15 protein-coding genes and 2 tRNA genes are annotated in these 14,055 nt (G+C 70.2%); 3 read left to right on the top strand and 14 right to left on the bottom strand.

Annotated features, from left to right (window positions below):
* Positions 1 to 340: FCD domain-containing protein (locus VFF97_RS06490; RefSeq protein WP_325032673.1), on the top strand; the 340-nt coding region annotated here is incomplete at its 5' end.
* A gap of 11 nt (positions 341 to 351) precedes the next feature.
* Here the strand turns inward: VFF97_RS06490 and VFF97_RS06485 are convergent.
* From VFF97_RS06485 to VFF97_RS06470, 4 genes are all read right to left on the bottom strand, one after another.
* A complete protein-coding gene (locus tag VFF97_RS06485) occupies positions 352 to 888 on the bottom strand; it encodes a copper resistance CopC family protein (protein ID WP_325032672.1) in 537 nt (178 codons plus the stop codon).
* Between the two features lie 50 nt (positions 889 to 938).
* Positions 939 to 1,802 (bottom strand): phosphotransferase family protein, encoded by an 864-nt coding sequence (locus VFF97_RS06480; RefSeq protein ID WP_325032671.1) that lies wholly within the window; start codon positions 1,800 to 1,802, stop codon positions 939 to 941.
* A 69-nt stretch (positions 1,803 to 1,871) separates the two neighbouring features.
* On the bottom strand, positions 1,872 to 3,170 hold the full coding sequence (locus tag VFF97_RS06475) for a Dyp-type peroxidase (protein WP_325032670.1): 1,299 nt from the start codon (positions 3,168 to 3,170) through the stop codon (positions 1,872 to 1,874).
* Between the two features lie 136 nt (positions 3,171 to 3,306).
* Positions 3,307 to 3,759, bottom strand: a complete 453-nt coding sequence (locus VFF97_RS06470; protein ID WP_325032674.1) for a GNAT family N-acetyltransferase — start codon at positions 3,757 to 3,759, stop codon at positions 3,307 to 3,309.
* A gap of 317 nt (positions 3,760 to 4,076) precedes the next feature.
* Between VFF97_RS06470 and VFF97_RS06465 the strand changes: the two genes are divergently transcribed.
* Complete coding sequence (locus tag VFF97_RS06465; protein WP_325032669.1) at positions 4,077 to 4,502, top strand: hypothetical protein; 426 nt, start codon at positions 4,077 to 4,079, stop codon at positions 4,500 to 4,502.
* A gap of 203 nt (positions 4,503 to 4,705) precedes the next feature.
* Here the strand turns inward: VFF97_RS06465 and VFF97_RS06460 are convergent.
* From VFF97_RS06460 to VFF97_RS06445, 4 genes are all read right to left on the bottom strand, one after another.
* Positions 4,706 to 4,779 (bottom strand) — tRNA-Met (locus VFF97_RS06460).
* A 35-nt stretch (positions 4,780 to 4,814) separates the two neighbouring features.
* Positions 4,815 to 4,886, bottom strand: a tRNA-Thr gene (locus VFF97_RS06455).
* Between the two features lie 64 nt (positions 4,887 to 4,950).
* Positions 4,951 to 6,639, bottom strand: a complete 1,689-nt coding sequence (locus VFF97_RS06450; RefSeq protein ID WP_325032668.1) for a M23 family metallopeptidase — start codon at positions 6,637 to 6,639, stop codon at positions 4,951 to 4,953.
* A 473-nt stretch (positions 6,640 to 7,112) separates the two neighbouring features.
* On the bottom strand, positions 7,113 to 7,910 hold the full coding sequence (locus tag VFF97_RS06445) for an inositol monophosphatase family protein (RefSeq protein WP_325032667.1): 798 nt from the start codon (positions 7,908 to 7,910) through the stop codon (positions 7,113 to 7,115).
* A 56-nt stretch (positions 7,911 to 7,966) separates the two neighbouring features.
* Between VFF97_RS06445 and VFF97_RS06440 the strand changes: the two genes are divergently transcribed.
* Complete coding sequence (locus VFF97_RS06440) at positions 7,967 to 9,568, top strand: NAD(P)/FAD-dependent oxidoreductase (RefSeq protein WP_325032666.1); 1,602 nt, start codon at positions 7,967 to 7,969, stop codon at positions 9,566 to 9,568.
* 27 nt (positions 9,569 to 9,595) lie between these two features.
* Here the strand turns inward: VFF97_RS06440 and VFF97_RS06435 are convergent, their stop codons facing one another.
* The 6 genes from VFF97_RS06435 to VFF97_RS06410 form a co-directional block, all read right to left on the bottom strand.
* On the bottom strand, positions 9,596 to 10,549 hold the full coding sequence (locus VFF97_RS06435; RefSeq protein WP_325032665.1) for a hypothetical protein: 954 nt from the start codon (positions 10,547 to 10,549) through the stop codon (positions 9,596 to 9,598).
* Positions 10,550 to 10,584: 35 nt separating this feature from the next.
* Complete coding sequence (locus VFF97_RS06430; RefSeq protein WP_325032664.1) at positions 10,585 to 11,142, bottom strand: YbaK/EbsC family protein; 558 nt, start codon at positions 11,140 to 11,142, stop codon at positions 10,585 to 10,587.
* A complete protein-coding gene (locus tag VFF97_RS06425) occupies positions 11,142 to 11,402 on the bottom strand; it encodes an HPr family phosphocarrier protein (protein ID WP_325032663.1) in 261 nt (86 codons plus the stop codon). The genes VFF97_RS06430 and VFF97_RS06425 overlap by 1 nt, the downstream gene beginning before the upstream one ends.
* 85 nt (positions 11,403 to 11,487) lie before the next feature.
* Positions 11,488 to 13,053, bottom strand: a complete 1,566-nt coding sequence (locus tag VFF97_RS06420) for a PTS ascorbate transporter subunit IIC (protein WP_325032662.1) — start codon at positions 13,051 to 13,053, stop codon at positions 11,488 to 11,490.
* A gap of 66 nt (positions 13,054 to 13,119) precedes the next feature.
* Entirely contained in the window at positions 13,120 to 13,392 is a 273-nt protein-coding gene (locus tag VFF97_RS06415; protein WP_325032661.1) for a PTS sugar transporter subunit IIB, read from the bottom strand.
* Complete coding sequence (locus tag VFF97_RS06410) at positions 13,389 to 13,883, bottom strand: PTS sugar transporter subunit IIA (RefSeq protein ID WP_325032660.1); 495 nt, start codon at positions 13,881 to 13,883, stop codon at positions 13,389 to 13,391. The genes VFF97_RS06415 and VFF97_RS06410 overlap by 4 nt, the downstream gene beginning before the upstream one ends.
* Between the last annotated feature and the right edge of the window lie 172 nt (positions 13,884 to 14,055).

Below are 14,055 nucleotides of genomic sequence, written 5' to 3'. Positions count from 1 at the left end.
CGGCGACCTGCGCGCGGTGGCGCGCGAACTCTCCGAGTGCGACGATCCGGTTCGCAGGTGGCAGCTGGACTCCCACTGGCACGATCTGCTGACGGCGACGTCAGGCAACGCCAAGCTCGTGGAGATGGCGCAGAGTCTGCGAACCAGCATCTCCCGATATGAACTGACCTACATGCGGTTGGTCGGGAGCAGAGCCGAGGCGGATGCCCAGCACCGAGCGATACTCGACGCACTGGCTGACGGAGACCGGGAGAGAGCCGCCGACATCGTCCGCCGGCACTGGCGCGACGGTCTGGAGCAGGTCCTGCATTGGCTCACACTGGACGACCGGCCCGCCTGAGACGGGCACGATCACCCGTTTCGTCGACGTGACGTGACCCAACGCCAGAGGAAGACGGCCGCCACCACCGCTGCAAGGGCGGCGATGACGACTGTCCACAGAACGACTGCCGCGGGCTGAGCCGGCCCCGTGAGGGACTCTGTATCGCCGGCGCCGGATGCGGGGTCGACAGTGTCGCCGTCCCCGACCCGGAACGTGAACGCTCCGGATATCGGGTGGCTGTCGCTCGAGACGACCCGCCACAGCACGTCATACTCACCGTCGGGGAGTTCTCGCTCGAGCTGGACGGTGACGGTCGCATCGTCGACGGCAGGTGAGCCGAACACCCAATCGCGGGACTCCGAATCCGACACCGCCACCACCGCGCTGTCCTCGAAGACGCGGTCCGAGAAGGTCAAGGTGATCTCCGAGGGACCCGATGCGAGGACGTCTCCGGATCTGGGCGAGCTGTCCGTGAGCGCGTCGTGCGCTCCGGCGCTGGTGGACGTCAGTGAGACCGCCAGTCCCAGCGCGATTCCCGCCGCGATGACCCTCCTTGTGATGATCATCCGATTCGGCCTTTCATCCTTCCTCCTGCTCCCCGTCCTCCTGCCCCGGCTCACGGATCGGCTGCGAACGTGTGATCGAACGTGATCGTTGCGTTGTCGAGATAGGGCTTGCGCGTCCACGGATCTTCGATCCCGAAGGCGACGTCTTCGAGCCACTTGCAGCGTGCGTGGAATCGGATGCGGCGCAGCTCGTCCTCGGTGATGGGCCCGTCCAGGCTCTCCCCCACGCGGAGCGCCGCGGCGGGCCCGAGGTCTCGGTAGAGGGACCCGATGTCGCGCGCCGGGTCGGTCATCGCCGCATCCGTCCAATCGATGATCCCGGTCACCTCTCCCGCGTCGTCGACGAGGATGTGCTCCGCTCCGAGGTCGTTGTGCTGAGCGACGGTCGAAGTCCGTGTGGGCGGCGGCGGCTCGCTCAGGAACGCGCGGACGATGCGCGCCTGCTCGCCGTCGAGGTGGTTCAACACGGCCGTGTACGTTTCTGCGGCATCCGCATGCCACTGCTCATTCGGATACGGATCGACCGGCAGGCGCGAGGCGCGTGGAGACTCTCGGAGCGCAGACAGCACGTCGATGAGCGCGTGTCGGATCTTCTTCGTGTCACGGTGACGTCGGTGAATGAGGGGCGCGCCTCGAAGCCGTCGGTATGCGAATGTTCCGGACTCCGGTTCGTGCAGCTCCGGTGTCGGTGTGGGGACGGAGGTCGCACCCGCGAGCGCGTCGAGCAGCTCCACCTCACGGTTGACTGCATCGAGATCGCCCGAACATCGGACGATGTACTCACCGACCGCGAAGGTCGTGTTCTCGCCCCCGCGGGATACGAGGGTCGGCTCCTCCGCGGGCGACCACAGTCGGTAGCGCATCCCCAACTCGGCGATTCGAGCACGGTCGTCCGCGCTCAGCTCAAGGGTCATATCCTCTCCCGAACGGTGGCTGTCGGTCTCATGGCTCCGGCTCGGCCGTCTGCCCTGGGCGGATAAAGGTCACACCAGGGTGTCGCCGGCGTATCCACCTTCCCCGAAGCCCGGCAGGATCGCGAAGATGGCACTGCCGGTGTGCTGGATGAACTCGTTCAGGCGATCCTGCTCGGCGAGCCGCTTCTGCGCCGCGATGAACTGACGATCCGGGTCGTTGCCGTACGCGCAGAACAGCAGGCCGACATCGAGCTTCCCGTGGCCACCGTGGTGGTGCTCCTCCGTTCCGGGAGCATGCGGATGATCCTCGGGATGCTCGAGCGGATCGGGGCTGCCACCGGCCATCGCCGTGAGGAGGCCGTAGTCGTAGTTGTAGCTGCGACGCAGCATCGGGACGCCGTGCGCACGCCGGATGTGCGCATCCGGCTCGATCACGGGCTCGCCCCCGGCCGTTGCGGCCTCGAAGTCGGGCTCGTCGAACTCCGTCTTCCCGGTCAACGGCGATCCGTCCGTGCGACGACGCCCCATCACCGCGTCCTGCTCGTCGCGCGCGGTGAGGTCCCACTTCGCGGTCATCATCCGGATCTTCCGGAAGACGAGGTAGGTGCCTCCGCGGAACCATGACGGCTCGTCCGGAAGCGACCACACGGCATCGTCGAACTGTGCGGTCCCGACGCGGGGGTTGGATGTTCCGTCCTTCTGCCCGAACATGTTGCGAGGCGTTCCGCCGCCCTTCGGCGGGGTGAGGAATCCGGTCTGCGTCCAACGGATGACCGCGTACCCGGGCATCCGTGCACGCAGCGCGCGCATGGCGGCGCTGACCACTTGCGGGTCGTCTGCGCAGATCTGGAACAGGAGGTCTCCCCCGCCCCAACGCGGATCGAGGTGATCGCCGGTGAACTCCGGCAGCGGTCGCAGCCGTCGTGGGCGCTCACGGGAGATTCCGGGCAGATCGAAGACGCGCGGTCCGACTCCCGTCGTCACCGTCAGGCGGGAGGGAGACAACCCCGTGGCGTAATCCGTCGGCGTCACCGCGTCGTCCGGATACAGCGGTGAGGGCGGGGTCTCCTCGCCGTGGACGATGGCCACGACCGTGTCCGAGACGTCGGCGAGGAATCGACGAAGCAGCGCGGCGTCCTGCGCGGCCAGATCCGTCGCGACGAAGGTCGCGTACCGTTGCTGCGGCGTGGCGACGCCGGCCTGGTGCGCGCCGAAGGGCGAGATCACGTCCTCCGCGCCCGAGCCTGAGTCCGGCGACGCGGCATCGGCGGTCAGAGGTGCCACACGCGCGGCGGCGAAGCCGATCGCCGCGGCCCCGCCCGCAGTCACGAGCGCTGAGCCCAGGAGTGCGCGGCGGGACAAGGTCACTCCCCCGACCTGCTTCGCACCGAGTCCATCGGGCGCGCCCGGTGCGTGATCTTCATTGCTCTCGGGCCGCTGACCGGGAGTCTCATGCATGCTCAATGTCCGGGTCCTCCATCCGGTGACGACGAAGTGCGACTGCTCAGTTCGGCGGGCGCCGCATGAACCAGTTCGGCACGCCGAGGATCTCCTCCTCCGCGATGACCGCGTATCCGTGCCGCTCGTAGAAGCCGACCGCCTCGGGGCGATCCGTCTCGAGGTACCCGGCCACACCCAGCGAGTCGAGGTGAGTCGTGTGGCGGAGCATCAGGAGAGTGCCGATCCCCCGCCCTCGCAGATGCCGATCAACCGACACCGGCCCGAGGTGCACGTGCGGCTCCGAGATATCGTGCGCGGCCCATGCCCGATTCCAGGTCAGAAGGCGCTCCGCTGCTCGCGGGCCGAACGTCACGCCGCGAGTCACAAGCCGCAGCCGAGCCACGGCCCGTGGCTGACAGCGTCCCGGTGGTGCTGCCGCTGCAACGCCGACGAGCGCTCCGCCTTGCTCCACGCCGTCGATGGTCAGAGCGGGCGAACTCGAGAGGAGCACACGCATGAGCGACGCATGCCGACGGATTCGCGTGACTTCGTCGTCGCCGTACACCGATACGTGGATCGGGTTGTCGGCCATTCCCCGCCCGAGCAGGGCCGCGGCCTCAGCGACGTCGGTGCGATCAAGCACGCGAAGGTGGAGGTACGGTTCGCGATGTTCCATCGAGTCAGTCCTTGTCGTCGAGCGATCGCCATCCACCGTGCTCGATCCCTGGGCCGCCCGAAATCCTCACCGATCGACATCTGACACCGCCCTCCGACGACCTCGATGTCGTCGCGGAGCGAACGCGACCTCGAAGCGGTCTGCCTACCTTCGTCAGCATGAGCGAGCCTCCACCGCACTCTCACCCGCGAGCGGTACCCACCGGCCGGCATCCCGGACTGAGCTGGCCGGCCGTGGTCGGTTTCGGTCTTCTGGGGCTCCTCTGGCCCCTCCTTCGCCGGATCGGTCTGGAATCGATCGTCGGCGACGTCGCGACCGCGATGATCGCCTTCTTCGCCACCTTCGCCGTCTGGGTGCTGGGGGCCGGCCTGGGAAGGGTGCCGCGGCCGGTCCTCACCCTCACGCTTTCCGGAGTCCTCTTCGCGCTCCTGCTCGGCGCGACCACCGTCCTCACCGGCGACCGGTCCGACCACGGCGTCGGCCCGAACCTCCTCGTGGGCGCCGTCGAGGTGGGCAGGTCGGCCGGTCTCGGCGCGCTCAGCGGGCTCGTCGCCGAGTCGATCCAGAAGGCACGACGCCGGTGAGAACGTCTGTCGACGGACGCACAAAAGCCCCGGAGAACCGGGGCCTTCGTTCGTAGCAGGAGCGGGGCTCGGCCACTCCGCCACTCCACACGCCACTGCGCGGCGCGCGGAGCCTCCGGCGGAGCGGGACCCCCCACGCGTGACGGGTTCGACCAACCGCCCCGGAACGAACGGAAGCCCGCCAAAAGGCGGGCTTCCGTTCGTAGCAGGAGCGGGGCTCGAACCCGCGACCTCACGATTATGAGTCGTGCGCTCTCACCAACTGAGCTACCCTGCCGCGATGCACCCGCGGTCACAGAGACGGATGCTGCGAGCCCCGAGTCAGGATTGAACTGACGACCCCTTCCTTACCATGGAAGTGCTCTGCCACTGAGCTATCGGGGCGTGTCACCCGCGCGCGGGCAACTAGAAGAGGATACCAGAGGCGCGGCATCCGTCTTAATCGAGATCAGCCTCCGGCGTGCTGGCGGAGCCACGGAATCGGGTCGATCGCCGTGGTGCCGTTGAGCAGGATCTCGAAGTGCGTGTGGGCGCCGTACGAGCGACCGGTGTTGCCGGTGAGACCCAGCACCGTGCCGACCGTGACGTGCTGCCCGGCCTGCACGCGGCGCGAGCCGTACTGCATGTGCGCGTAGTGGCTCGAGACGAGCTGACCGTCGATCACGTGGTCGATGATCACGTGGACGCCGTACGCGCCGCCCGCGTCGGTCGACTCCCGCACGACGCCGTCGGCGATCGCCTGGATCGGAGAGCCCGCACCGGGCGTGAAGTCCACGCCCTCGTGCATGCGGCCCGAGCGCATCCCGAAGCCGTAGCTGATGGGCACGCCCACCGCGAACGGCCACTGGATCGGCGAGTTCGGGTCGTTGACGAAGAAGTTCGAGAAGTTGCGGATGCCGGACTCCGAAGCCAGCTCGGCGAGCGTCATCGTCGAGTAGTCGTCGTCGGGACGGTCGAGCGCGACGGCCTCGAGCTCCGCCGGCGCGACATATGCCTGGACCTGGTCGTCGTCGAGCTCGGCCTCGGCGACCTCGCTGCCCGCGACGACCGAGAGCGGCTCGGGGACGGAGCCGTTCATCGCGGCGACGGCCTCGGCCGGAGTCGTCATGCCCACGGTCATGAGGCCGACGACGCCCATGACGCCGATCGAGAAGGACAGTCCTGCGATGCGCTTGATCGTCGTTCGCGACGTCGGACGCGTGCGGCGCGGCGCGACGTGGTCATCGGACGATGCGGCCTTCGGCGCCTCGTCGGACTCGGCCTGCTCCGCCTTCGGCTCGACCTTCGCCTGCACCGGCGTCTCGCCCGTGAACGAGAACACGCGCGCGGCGACCTCGAACACGTCGTCGAGTTCGTCCTCGATGCGCCGCTCCGCGGCGGGCGCGGGGGCGGGCTGGGGCTCGGGTGCGACAACCGGCTCCAGGAGCTCGAACGGCTCAGCCGGGGTCATCACGGGCTGAATGGGGGAATCGACGGATGCTGCCGCCGGCGTCGGCTCGACGACCGGCTCCTCCGAGGTCGAGGCGGCCGGCATGGGGATCGGCTCGGGGACGATCGGGGCCACGGCTCCACGCCCCGCGGCGCGGCGGGCCCGACGGGCGCGGATCTGCGCCTGCTGCGCCTGCTGTGCCTCGTCGATCGGCGCGGCGGCGGCGACCGGCGAGGGCGCGACGATCGACTCGGCCTGGGCGACCTGCTCGACCGGCTCGGCCGGGGCGGCGACGCTCGTGGGTGAGACGGGGACGGGGCTCGTGCTCGTGGTGACGGCGATGACCGTGTCGACGGGTCCGGTCTCGACCACGGCCTCGGGAACGGCCGCGGCGACCTCGGGCTTCGAGGCGCCCGGACGGTCGTCGACCGCGGGCTTGGGCCCCGGAACCGCGACGACGTTCTGCTCACCCGTCGAGGCTCGCGCGACGCGGGCTGCGCGGCGAGAGGTCCGGCCCGTGGGGGCTGTCGGGGTGGTGGGGGTCGCGGAGGGGACCGGCGCGGTGGGCGACGAGGTGGGGGTCGAGTCCGTGACGGTCGGAGGAACGGCGGTCGGCGTCGCGGAAACGACGGTGTCAGCCGGACGGCGGGAGGAGCGCGCGCGACGCGAAGGGGCGGGCGCGGCATCCGTGGCCGTGGGCTCGGTCACCGGCTCGGCCGGTGCCGTCGACGACGGGGCGGCCGGGGTCGCGGAAGCGGTCGGGGCGGGGGCGGGAGCGGGTGCGGGAGGGGGTGTCGCGGGGCGGCCCCACACGATGGCGGGGCGCTCTGGAGCGTTCGCTCCTTCACGACGACGCGCTTCGGCGCGCGAGATCCCGGCTGCTTCCGCTCGCGCCTGTGCAGGCGCCGAAGCGGGGCGGCTCGAGCGGCGCGTGGGCGCAGGCTCAGCCATCGGGGCGTCGAAAGGCAAAACGCAGGGGCTCTCGGGTACTGGTCGCTCGCGGGGGGCAACGGGCGGACAATCGGGCTTCTGATCACCCTCGCCGTTCGGGCGACGAAGGTAACAATCGCGTAAACACTACCCCGGTCTCTCTGAGAATGCCATGTACAGGTTCCCGCGTGGCGGGGCAAATCCATTCCCAGGGCTTGACTCCGACCCCCGATTCGTGGGAGCGGTCCCGGTCAATCGGCGATTGCGGTCGAGAAAAGCTCGTCGACGAGGCTGGGCCCCGCGGCCACGACAAGTGCCCGCGTCTCGCCGGGCTCCAGCGAGCGCCGGAACACCCCGCCGGCCTCGCGCACGAGGAGCTCTCCTGCGGCGTGGTCCCACGCGTTGATTCCGCGCTCGAAGTACCCGTCGAGGCGACCCGCGGCGACGAACGAGAGATCGAGTGCGGCGGACCCGATCCGACGGATGTCGCGCGCCAACGGCATCACCCGCATGACGCGCACGAGGTCGCCTTCATGCGTCGCGGGGTCGTACCCGAATCCGGTCGCGAGCAGCGCTCCGGCCTCGCCGACGGGATCGTTGACCGCGAGGCGCGCATCCCCGAGCCACGCACCCTCCCCGAGCGCGGCGTGGAACTCCTCGCCGCTCGCAGGATTGCGCACGACTCCCGCGAGCACCTCCCAACGGCTCGGGTCGGGCTCGCCGGCGATGGCTGCGATGCTCACCGCGTATGACGGGATGCCGTAGGCGTAGTTCACCGTGCCGTCGATCGGGTCGACGACCCACGTGACGCCGGTCTCGCCGGACTCCGCGCCCGACTCCTCGCCGAGGAATCCGTCGCCCGGCCGCGCCGCGGTGAGCCGCTCGCGAATGAGCGCCTCGACCTCGCGGTCCGCGTCGGTGACGATGTCGGCGAGCGCGGACTTGGTCGCCGCGATCGCGACTCCCGCCGTGCGACGGCGGTGGGCCAGTTCGCCGGCCTCGCGGGCGACCTCTCGTGCGATGCTCTCGAGTTCCCGCGGTTCGACCATGCCTCTACGGTATCGGCCCCGTCGGTGTCGGCGTCGGGGTCGCCTACGTTGGAGGGATGGTCGCCGAAGACTCCACTCGCACGCACGACGTCGTCATCGTCGGAGGGGGCCACAACGCCCTCGTCGCCGCTGCCTACCTCGCTCGTGCCGGGCGGTCGGTGATCGTGCTGGAGCGCCTCGACCACGTCGGCGGCGCCGCCGTGTCGGAGCGGCCGTGGGCGGGCGTCGACGCCCGCCTGTCGCGCTACTCGTACCTCGTGAGCCTCCTCCCCCGCCGCATCATCGACGAGCTCGGTCTGCGCATCGAGCTGCGCCGGCGCCGGTACGCGTCGTACACGCCCGACCCGGCAGACCCGTCGCGCGGCATCCTGGTCGACACGGCGGATGCCGCGGCCACCGCCGCCTCCTTCGCCCGTGTGCTCGGCGACGCCGGCGAGGCCGACCGCTTCTCCGCCTTCTACGACCGCATCGGCCCCGTCGCGAAGGTGCTGTTCCCCTCGATGACCGAGCCGCTGCGGCGCCGCGCGGACGTGCGCCGCGCGCTCGGCGACGACCATCTGTGGGACGACATCTTCGAGCGGCCGCTCAGCCACGTGCTGCGCGCGTCGCTCGAGAGCGACATCGCGCGCGGCATCGCGCTCACGGACGGACTGATCGGCACGTTCGCGTCGTCAGACGACGAGACTCTCGCCCAGAACCGCTGCTTCGTGTACCACGTCATCGGCGGCGGAACCGGCGACTGGGACGTCCCCGTCGGCGGCATGGGCCGCGTGACCGGCGAGCTCGAGCGCGCGGCGCGCGAAGCGGGGGCGACCCTCCGCACGAACGCGGAGGTCGCCTCGGTCGAACCCGACGGAGTCGTGACGCTGGCCGACGGCACGCGGGTGCACGGGCGCCTCGTGCTGAGCGGCGTGGGGCCGGCCGTGCTCGACCGGCTGCTCGCGGCCGGGGACGGCGCATCCGACTCTTCCGACTCGATCGGATCCGACCGCCCCGAGGGCGCGCAGATCAAGGTCAACATGCTGCTGAAACGCCTCCCGCGACTGCGCGACGCGAACGTCGACCCCGCGGCCGCGTTCGCCGGGACCTTCCACATCAACGAGACGATGACGCAGCTCGACGACGCGTACGCGCGCGCGGCGAGCGGCGCCGTTCCCGAGCCCCTGCCCGCCGAGATCTACTGCCACTCGCTCACCGACCCCTCGATTCTCGGGCCCGAGCTCCAGGCGTCGGGCGCCCAGACGCTGACGCTGTTCGGCCTACACGCGCCGCACCGGCTTGTGCACGGACGCGAACCGGATGCCGCGCGCCGCGAGCTGCTCGAAGCTGCGCAGCGCTCGCTCGACTTGGTGCTCGCCGAGCCCATCGCCGAATGCGTGTACACCGGTCCGGACGGCGAGCCGTGCATCGAGGCGCGCACGACCGCCGACCTCGAAGAGTCGCTCGGCATGATCGGCGGCGACATCTTCCACGGCCGCCTGTCGTGGCCGTGGGCGGACGACGACGAAGACCTCTCGACGCCGGCGCAGCGCTGGGGCGTAGCCACCGCGCACGAACGCGTCCTCGTGTGCGGCTCGGGCTCGCGCCGCGGCGGTGCGGTCAGCGGCCTCGGCGGGCACAGCGCCGCGATGGCGGCGCTCGAGATGCTCGGGGGCTGACCCGCTGACGCGCGCCCCTGATGCGAGTTATTGGCGCGGCGGAAGCGGCGGAGGCGGTGGGTAGCCCTCGTACCCCGTCGGCGGCACCGACGGCGGAACCTGCTCCGACGCCGTCGGCGGAGCCGGCTGCTCGGGCGCATGCTGCTCCGTCGGATACGGGAGCGTCTGGAACGCCACGAACGACTGGTCAGGCGCCGGCTGCACCGTGGGGTAGCCCGTGTAATACGCGTTCCAGTCAGGAGTGCCGTCGGGCATGACCGGCAGCGGCGTGACGCCGTCGGCGTACGTCGGCCACGGCGCGGGCGCATAACCGGCGATCGGCTGCTGGACGCCGCGCGGAGCCCGCGGCTTCTTGGGGGCGAACAGCGCGTTCACGAGCGGGATGAGCGCGGTTCCGACCGCCGCGAGGATCGTCACGGCGACGACGATCCGCCAGTAGAGCTCGGGGAAATCGAGCCACTCGTTGAGCACGATGGAGAGGATCAACAGGGCCGCGAGCGCGACCACGAGGGCGATCGTGATGATCGCGACGACGCGCGTGAACGCGGTCACGTAGCGCTGGAACGCCTTCACATAGAGCCGGATGTGCAGCAGGAGCAGCTGCAGGATGAGCACGACGACGAGGAACTGGAAGAACCTCGTGAAGCTGCCGAAGGCGTAGCGCTCCGGCATCCAGATGAGCACCGCGCCGATGAGCAGCGCGGCGACCCACGACGCCATGCTCGCGAGGGCGAACCACGCCGGACGCCGCGGCGCGAGGTGCGCGTCGAGGATGGCGACGCCGGCGAAAGCGGCGAGCAGGAGGATCGTGAGGAACGCCCGGCCGACGATGCCGTTCTGCGAGCCGATGAGCACCCACACGACGCACACGATCGCGGCGGCCACGAGGGCGCCGATCGCGACCCAGATGGCCGCTCGCAGGAGCGGGTTTCGAGCGGTGTCGGTCGCCTCGTGCGGCGCGGTCGGGTCGGGCACGGCCATGTCGCTCCTCTCAGTGCGGGCGGTGCCCGCGTGACTCATCCTGGCACGCGGGCCAAACCGTCGACCACGTTCGCGCCGGGGAGTGTGGAAAGCACCGACCCGGGGAGGAACAGCTTGCTCGACCGCACTCCCCCGCCGATCACCACCTCCGGCGCCGCCGCGACGGCGGCGTCGACGAAGATCGCCCAGTCGCCGGGCAGCCCGAGCGGAGTGATCCCGCCGTACTCCATGCCGGTGAGCTCGACAGCCTCATCCATCGGCGCGAACGACGCGGAGCGCACGTCGAGCAGTCGGCGCACGACGCCGTTGACGTCGGCGCGCGTCGTCGCGAGCACCATGCATGCCGCGTATCGCACCTCGCCCGCGCGCTTGCCCTTGACGATGACGCAGTTGGCCGACGCATCCGGAGCCACCCCGTAGCGTTCGCAGAACGCCGCCGTGTCAGCGAGCGACGGGTCGATCGACGCCACGCCGATCGTCGCGGCGACATCGGGAGCGAGGGCGCGGATGCCGTCGGCCACAGGCTCCGCGACGAGCTCGAGCTTTTCGAGCGCGGGCTCGGCCGTGAGGGATCCGGTCGCCGTCCAGCCCATCACTCTTCGTCGTGGTCGGTCGTCAAGAGCTCCTCGAGGCCGTCGAGGATCGACTCGTCGCCCTCGGTCGCGATCGTCACCTCGTCGCCCTGCACGACTCCGAGCGAGAGGACCGACAGGATGCTCGCGGCGTCGACGGTCTTGCCGCCTTTCGCGATCGTGACCTTGGCGCCCGCCCCGGCGGCCGCGCGTGTGAAGAGCGCGGCGGGTCGGGCGTGCAGCCCCTGGGCAGACGCGACGGTGACGGTGCGCTCGGGCATCCTTCTTCTCCTTCAATCGGTTGACGGACTCATTCGCCCGGTCATGCCGTGGGGCGGCGCACCCGCACCGCCCCACGGCCCCGGGTCAGGTGTTGTCGGGCTTGCTCTCGCCCTCGGCCTGCGCCTTCGCCTCGGCGCGGGTCTGCGCCGGCTCGGATGCCGCGGCACCGACGCTCGCCGTCTCGTCGGCCTTGGCCTCGGCCTCCTGGGCGGCGAGGTACTCGTCGCGGCGCTTGCCGGGCGTCCAGCCGGTGTCGACGACCTTGCGCTGGAAGATCGACGCCGCGACCACGAGGATGATCGCGATCAGCAGGCTCACGACGATGCCGAGCACGGGCCCGCCGAGGAAGCTCGAGCCGATGAGGGCGCCGAACCACCCGAAGTCGGCGTCGCCGAACGTCGAGTTCTCGAAGCCCAGCTCGCCGAAGACGAGCAGCAGGAGCGCGGGCAGGATCGTGATGAGCACACCGTTGACGAAGCCGCCGACCATCGCGCCGACGCGACCGCCCGTCGCGTTGCCGTACACGCCCGCACCGCCACCGGTGAAGAAGTGCGGCACCATGCCGGGCAGGATCAGCGCGAGGCCGAACACGGGGTTGAGCCACGCGGCGATGATGCCGAGCGTCACGAGACCGCCGATGAACGAGAAGATGAAGCCGATCAGGACGGCGTTCGGGCCGTACGGGAACACGATCGGGATGTCGAGCGCGGGCTTGGCGCCGGGGACGACCTTGTCGGCGATGCCCTGGAACGCCGGCACGAGCTCACCCAGCACGGTGCGCACACCGAAGAGGATGATCGCGACACCCACGCCGAACTGCAGCGCCGAGCCGAACGCGGCCATGATGTACGCGCCCACGTCCGCGGAGCCGAAGATGCCGAGCGCCTCGTCGAGCGGGAGCACGATGAGGCCCCAGATCGCGAAGACCCAGTAGATCAGCACCATCGAGAGGGCCGTGGCGACCATCGAGTCGCGCAGGAACCGCAGGCCCTGCGGGAAGTTGATCGCCTCGGTCGAGTGGCTGCGACGGCCGACCGCCTGACCGGATGCACCGGCCGCGATGTAGCCGAGGGTGCCGAAGTGGCCGATCGCGATCGTGTCGTCGCCGGTGATCTTGCGCGTCCACGGCTGGGCGAACGCGGGCATGACGACCATGATCACGCCGACGAGGATCGCGCCGAGCGGAACCACTGCCCACTGGCCGGACTCACCGAGGCCGACCGAGAGCACGACCGTCAGCATGATCGACATGAAGACCATGTGGTGGCCGGTCAGGAAGATGTAGTGCAGCGGCGTGAACCTCGCCAGGATCAGCATCACGATGAAGCCGAGCGTGAGGATGTACGCGCCCTGCGCGCCGTACTGCTCGGCCGCGATCGCGGTGATGACCTCGTTCGTCGGGATGACGCCCTGTGCTCCGGTCACCGCGAGCACGAGCTCGCCGAGCGGGTCGAGGGACGCGATCACGACACCGGCGCCGGCGCCGAGGATCAGGAAGCCGAGCGCGGCCTTGAGGCCTCCGCCGATGACCTGCCCTGCCGACCGGCGGAGCGCGATCAGGCCGATCGCGGTGATGATGCCGATCAGATACGCCGGGACGTTGAGGATCTGTTGACCGATGAAATCGAGGATGGCGACAAGCCACTCCATCGTGGACTTCCCTTCTTGTGTGCCTGGCGGGCCGCGAGGCGTCGGCCGCTTCGGCGTTTTCGGGTGCTAGCTGAGCGCCTCGGTGAGCTTCGAGGTGATCTCCTCGGTGTTCGTGAAGTTGTTGATCACGATGACCTTCGCCGGGACGTCGCCGATCTCGTCGGCGAGGTCCGCCGAGGTCAGCACGATCTCGGCTGTGCGAGCCGCGCCGCGCGCGGTGCCGATGTCGGCGGCCTCCACGTCGGCGTCCACGCCGAGTCCGCGCAGGGCTTTCTCGGCGTTCATCTTCAGCAGCACGGACGTTCCGATGCCCATGCCGCAGACGGTGATGATCTTCATGGGGTCTCCCCTTCCGGCGGCGTCGCCGCGTCCTGCGCGGCGCTTCCCGCCGCGCGAAGCTCTTCGAGCAGTTGCTCCGGTGTCTCGGCGTCCTTGAGCCGAGCGAACAGGGCCTCGTCGCCGATCGCGCCGGCGAGCTCGGCCATCATGCCGATGTGCCCGTCGTGGTCGGTCGCGGCGAGGCCGACGACCACGCTGACGGGGTCGTTCTGCTCCGAGCCGAACTCGACCGGCTCGGCGAGCGACACCCAGCTCAGCCCGGTGCGCAGCACGGCGGGCGAGGGGCGCGAGTGAGCGAGGGCGAAGCCCGGAGCGATGACGATGTACGGGCCGAGGCGCTCGACGGTGTCGATCATCTCCTGCGTGTACTCGTCGGTCGTCGCGCCGCCGGCGACGAGCCCGTCACCCGCCAGGCGGATCGCCTCGCGCCAGTCGGCCGCGTGCGCCCGCGTGCGAACCGCCTCGAGCGGCAGCGAGTCAGCGAGGGTCACGGCGCCTCCTTCCCACGGTCTCGAACCGGGGCGGGCGCCCCGTTGGTCGTCACCATATACGTTGGCCTGACTTTTGAACAGTATTGGACGAAAGCGGATGCCACGGCTACGCCTCCGCTCCCACTGAGCGATCCGCGCGCTCGGTGCGCTCCGCCATCAGCCGGTCGACCCG

Source organism: Microbacterium sp. (genome assembly GCF_035687345.1).
Lineage (GTDB): Bacteria > Actinomycetota > Actinomycetes > Actinomycetales > Microbacteriaceae > Microbacterium.
Note: the sequence above shows the minus strand (reverse complement) of the source record. Positions and strands in the feature narration are given on the sequence as shown.

Bases quoted from the DNA above. Each gene is read 5' to 3' on its own strand.
- VFF97_RS06425 (WP_325032663.1), bottom strand. From the start codon at position 11,402: ATGCCCGAGCGCACCGTCACCGTCGCGTCTGCCCAGGGGCTGCACGCC.
- VFF97_RS06435 (WP_325032665.1), bottom strand. From the start codon at position 10,549: ATGGCCGTGCCCGACCCGACCGCGCCGCACGAGGCGACCGACACCGCT.
- VFF97_RS06430 (WP_325032664.1), bottom strand. From the start codon at position 11,142: ATGGGCTGGACGGCGACCGGATCCCTCACGGCCGAGCCCGCGCTCGAA.
- VFF97_RS06445 (WP_325032667.1), bottom strand. From the start codon at position 7,910: ATGGTCGAACCGCGGGAACTCGAGAGCATCGCACGAGAGGTCGCCCGC.
- VFF97_RS06440 (WP_325032666.1), top strand. From the start codon at position 7,967: ATGGTCGCCGAAGACTCCACTCGCACGCACGACGTCGTCATCGTCGGA.
- VFF97_RS06470 (WP_325032674.1), bottom strand. From the start codon at position 3,759: ATGCGTGTGCTCCTCTCGAGTTCGCCCGCTCTGACCATCGACGGCGTG.
- VFF97_RS06465 (WP_325032669.1), top strand. From the start codon at position 4,077: ATGAGCGAGCCTCCACCGCACTCTCACCCGCGAGCGGTACCCACCGGC.
- VFF97_RS06480 (WP_325032671.1), bottom strand. From the start codon at position 1,802: ATGACCCTTGAGCTGAGCGCGGACGACCGTGCTCGAATCGCCGAGTTG.
- VFF97_RS06420 (WP_325032662.1), bottom strand. From the start codon at position 13,053: ATGGAGTGGCTTGTCGCCATCCTCGATTTCATCGGTCAACAGATCCTC.
- VFF97_RS06485 (WP_325032672.1), bottom strand. From the start codon at position 888: ATGATCATCACAAGGAGGGTCATCGCGGCGGGAATCGCGCTGGGACTG.
- VFF97_RS06415 (WP_325032661.1), bottom strand. From the start codon at position 13,392: ATGAAGATCATCACCGTCTGCGGCATGGGCATCGGAACGTCCGTGCTG.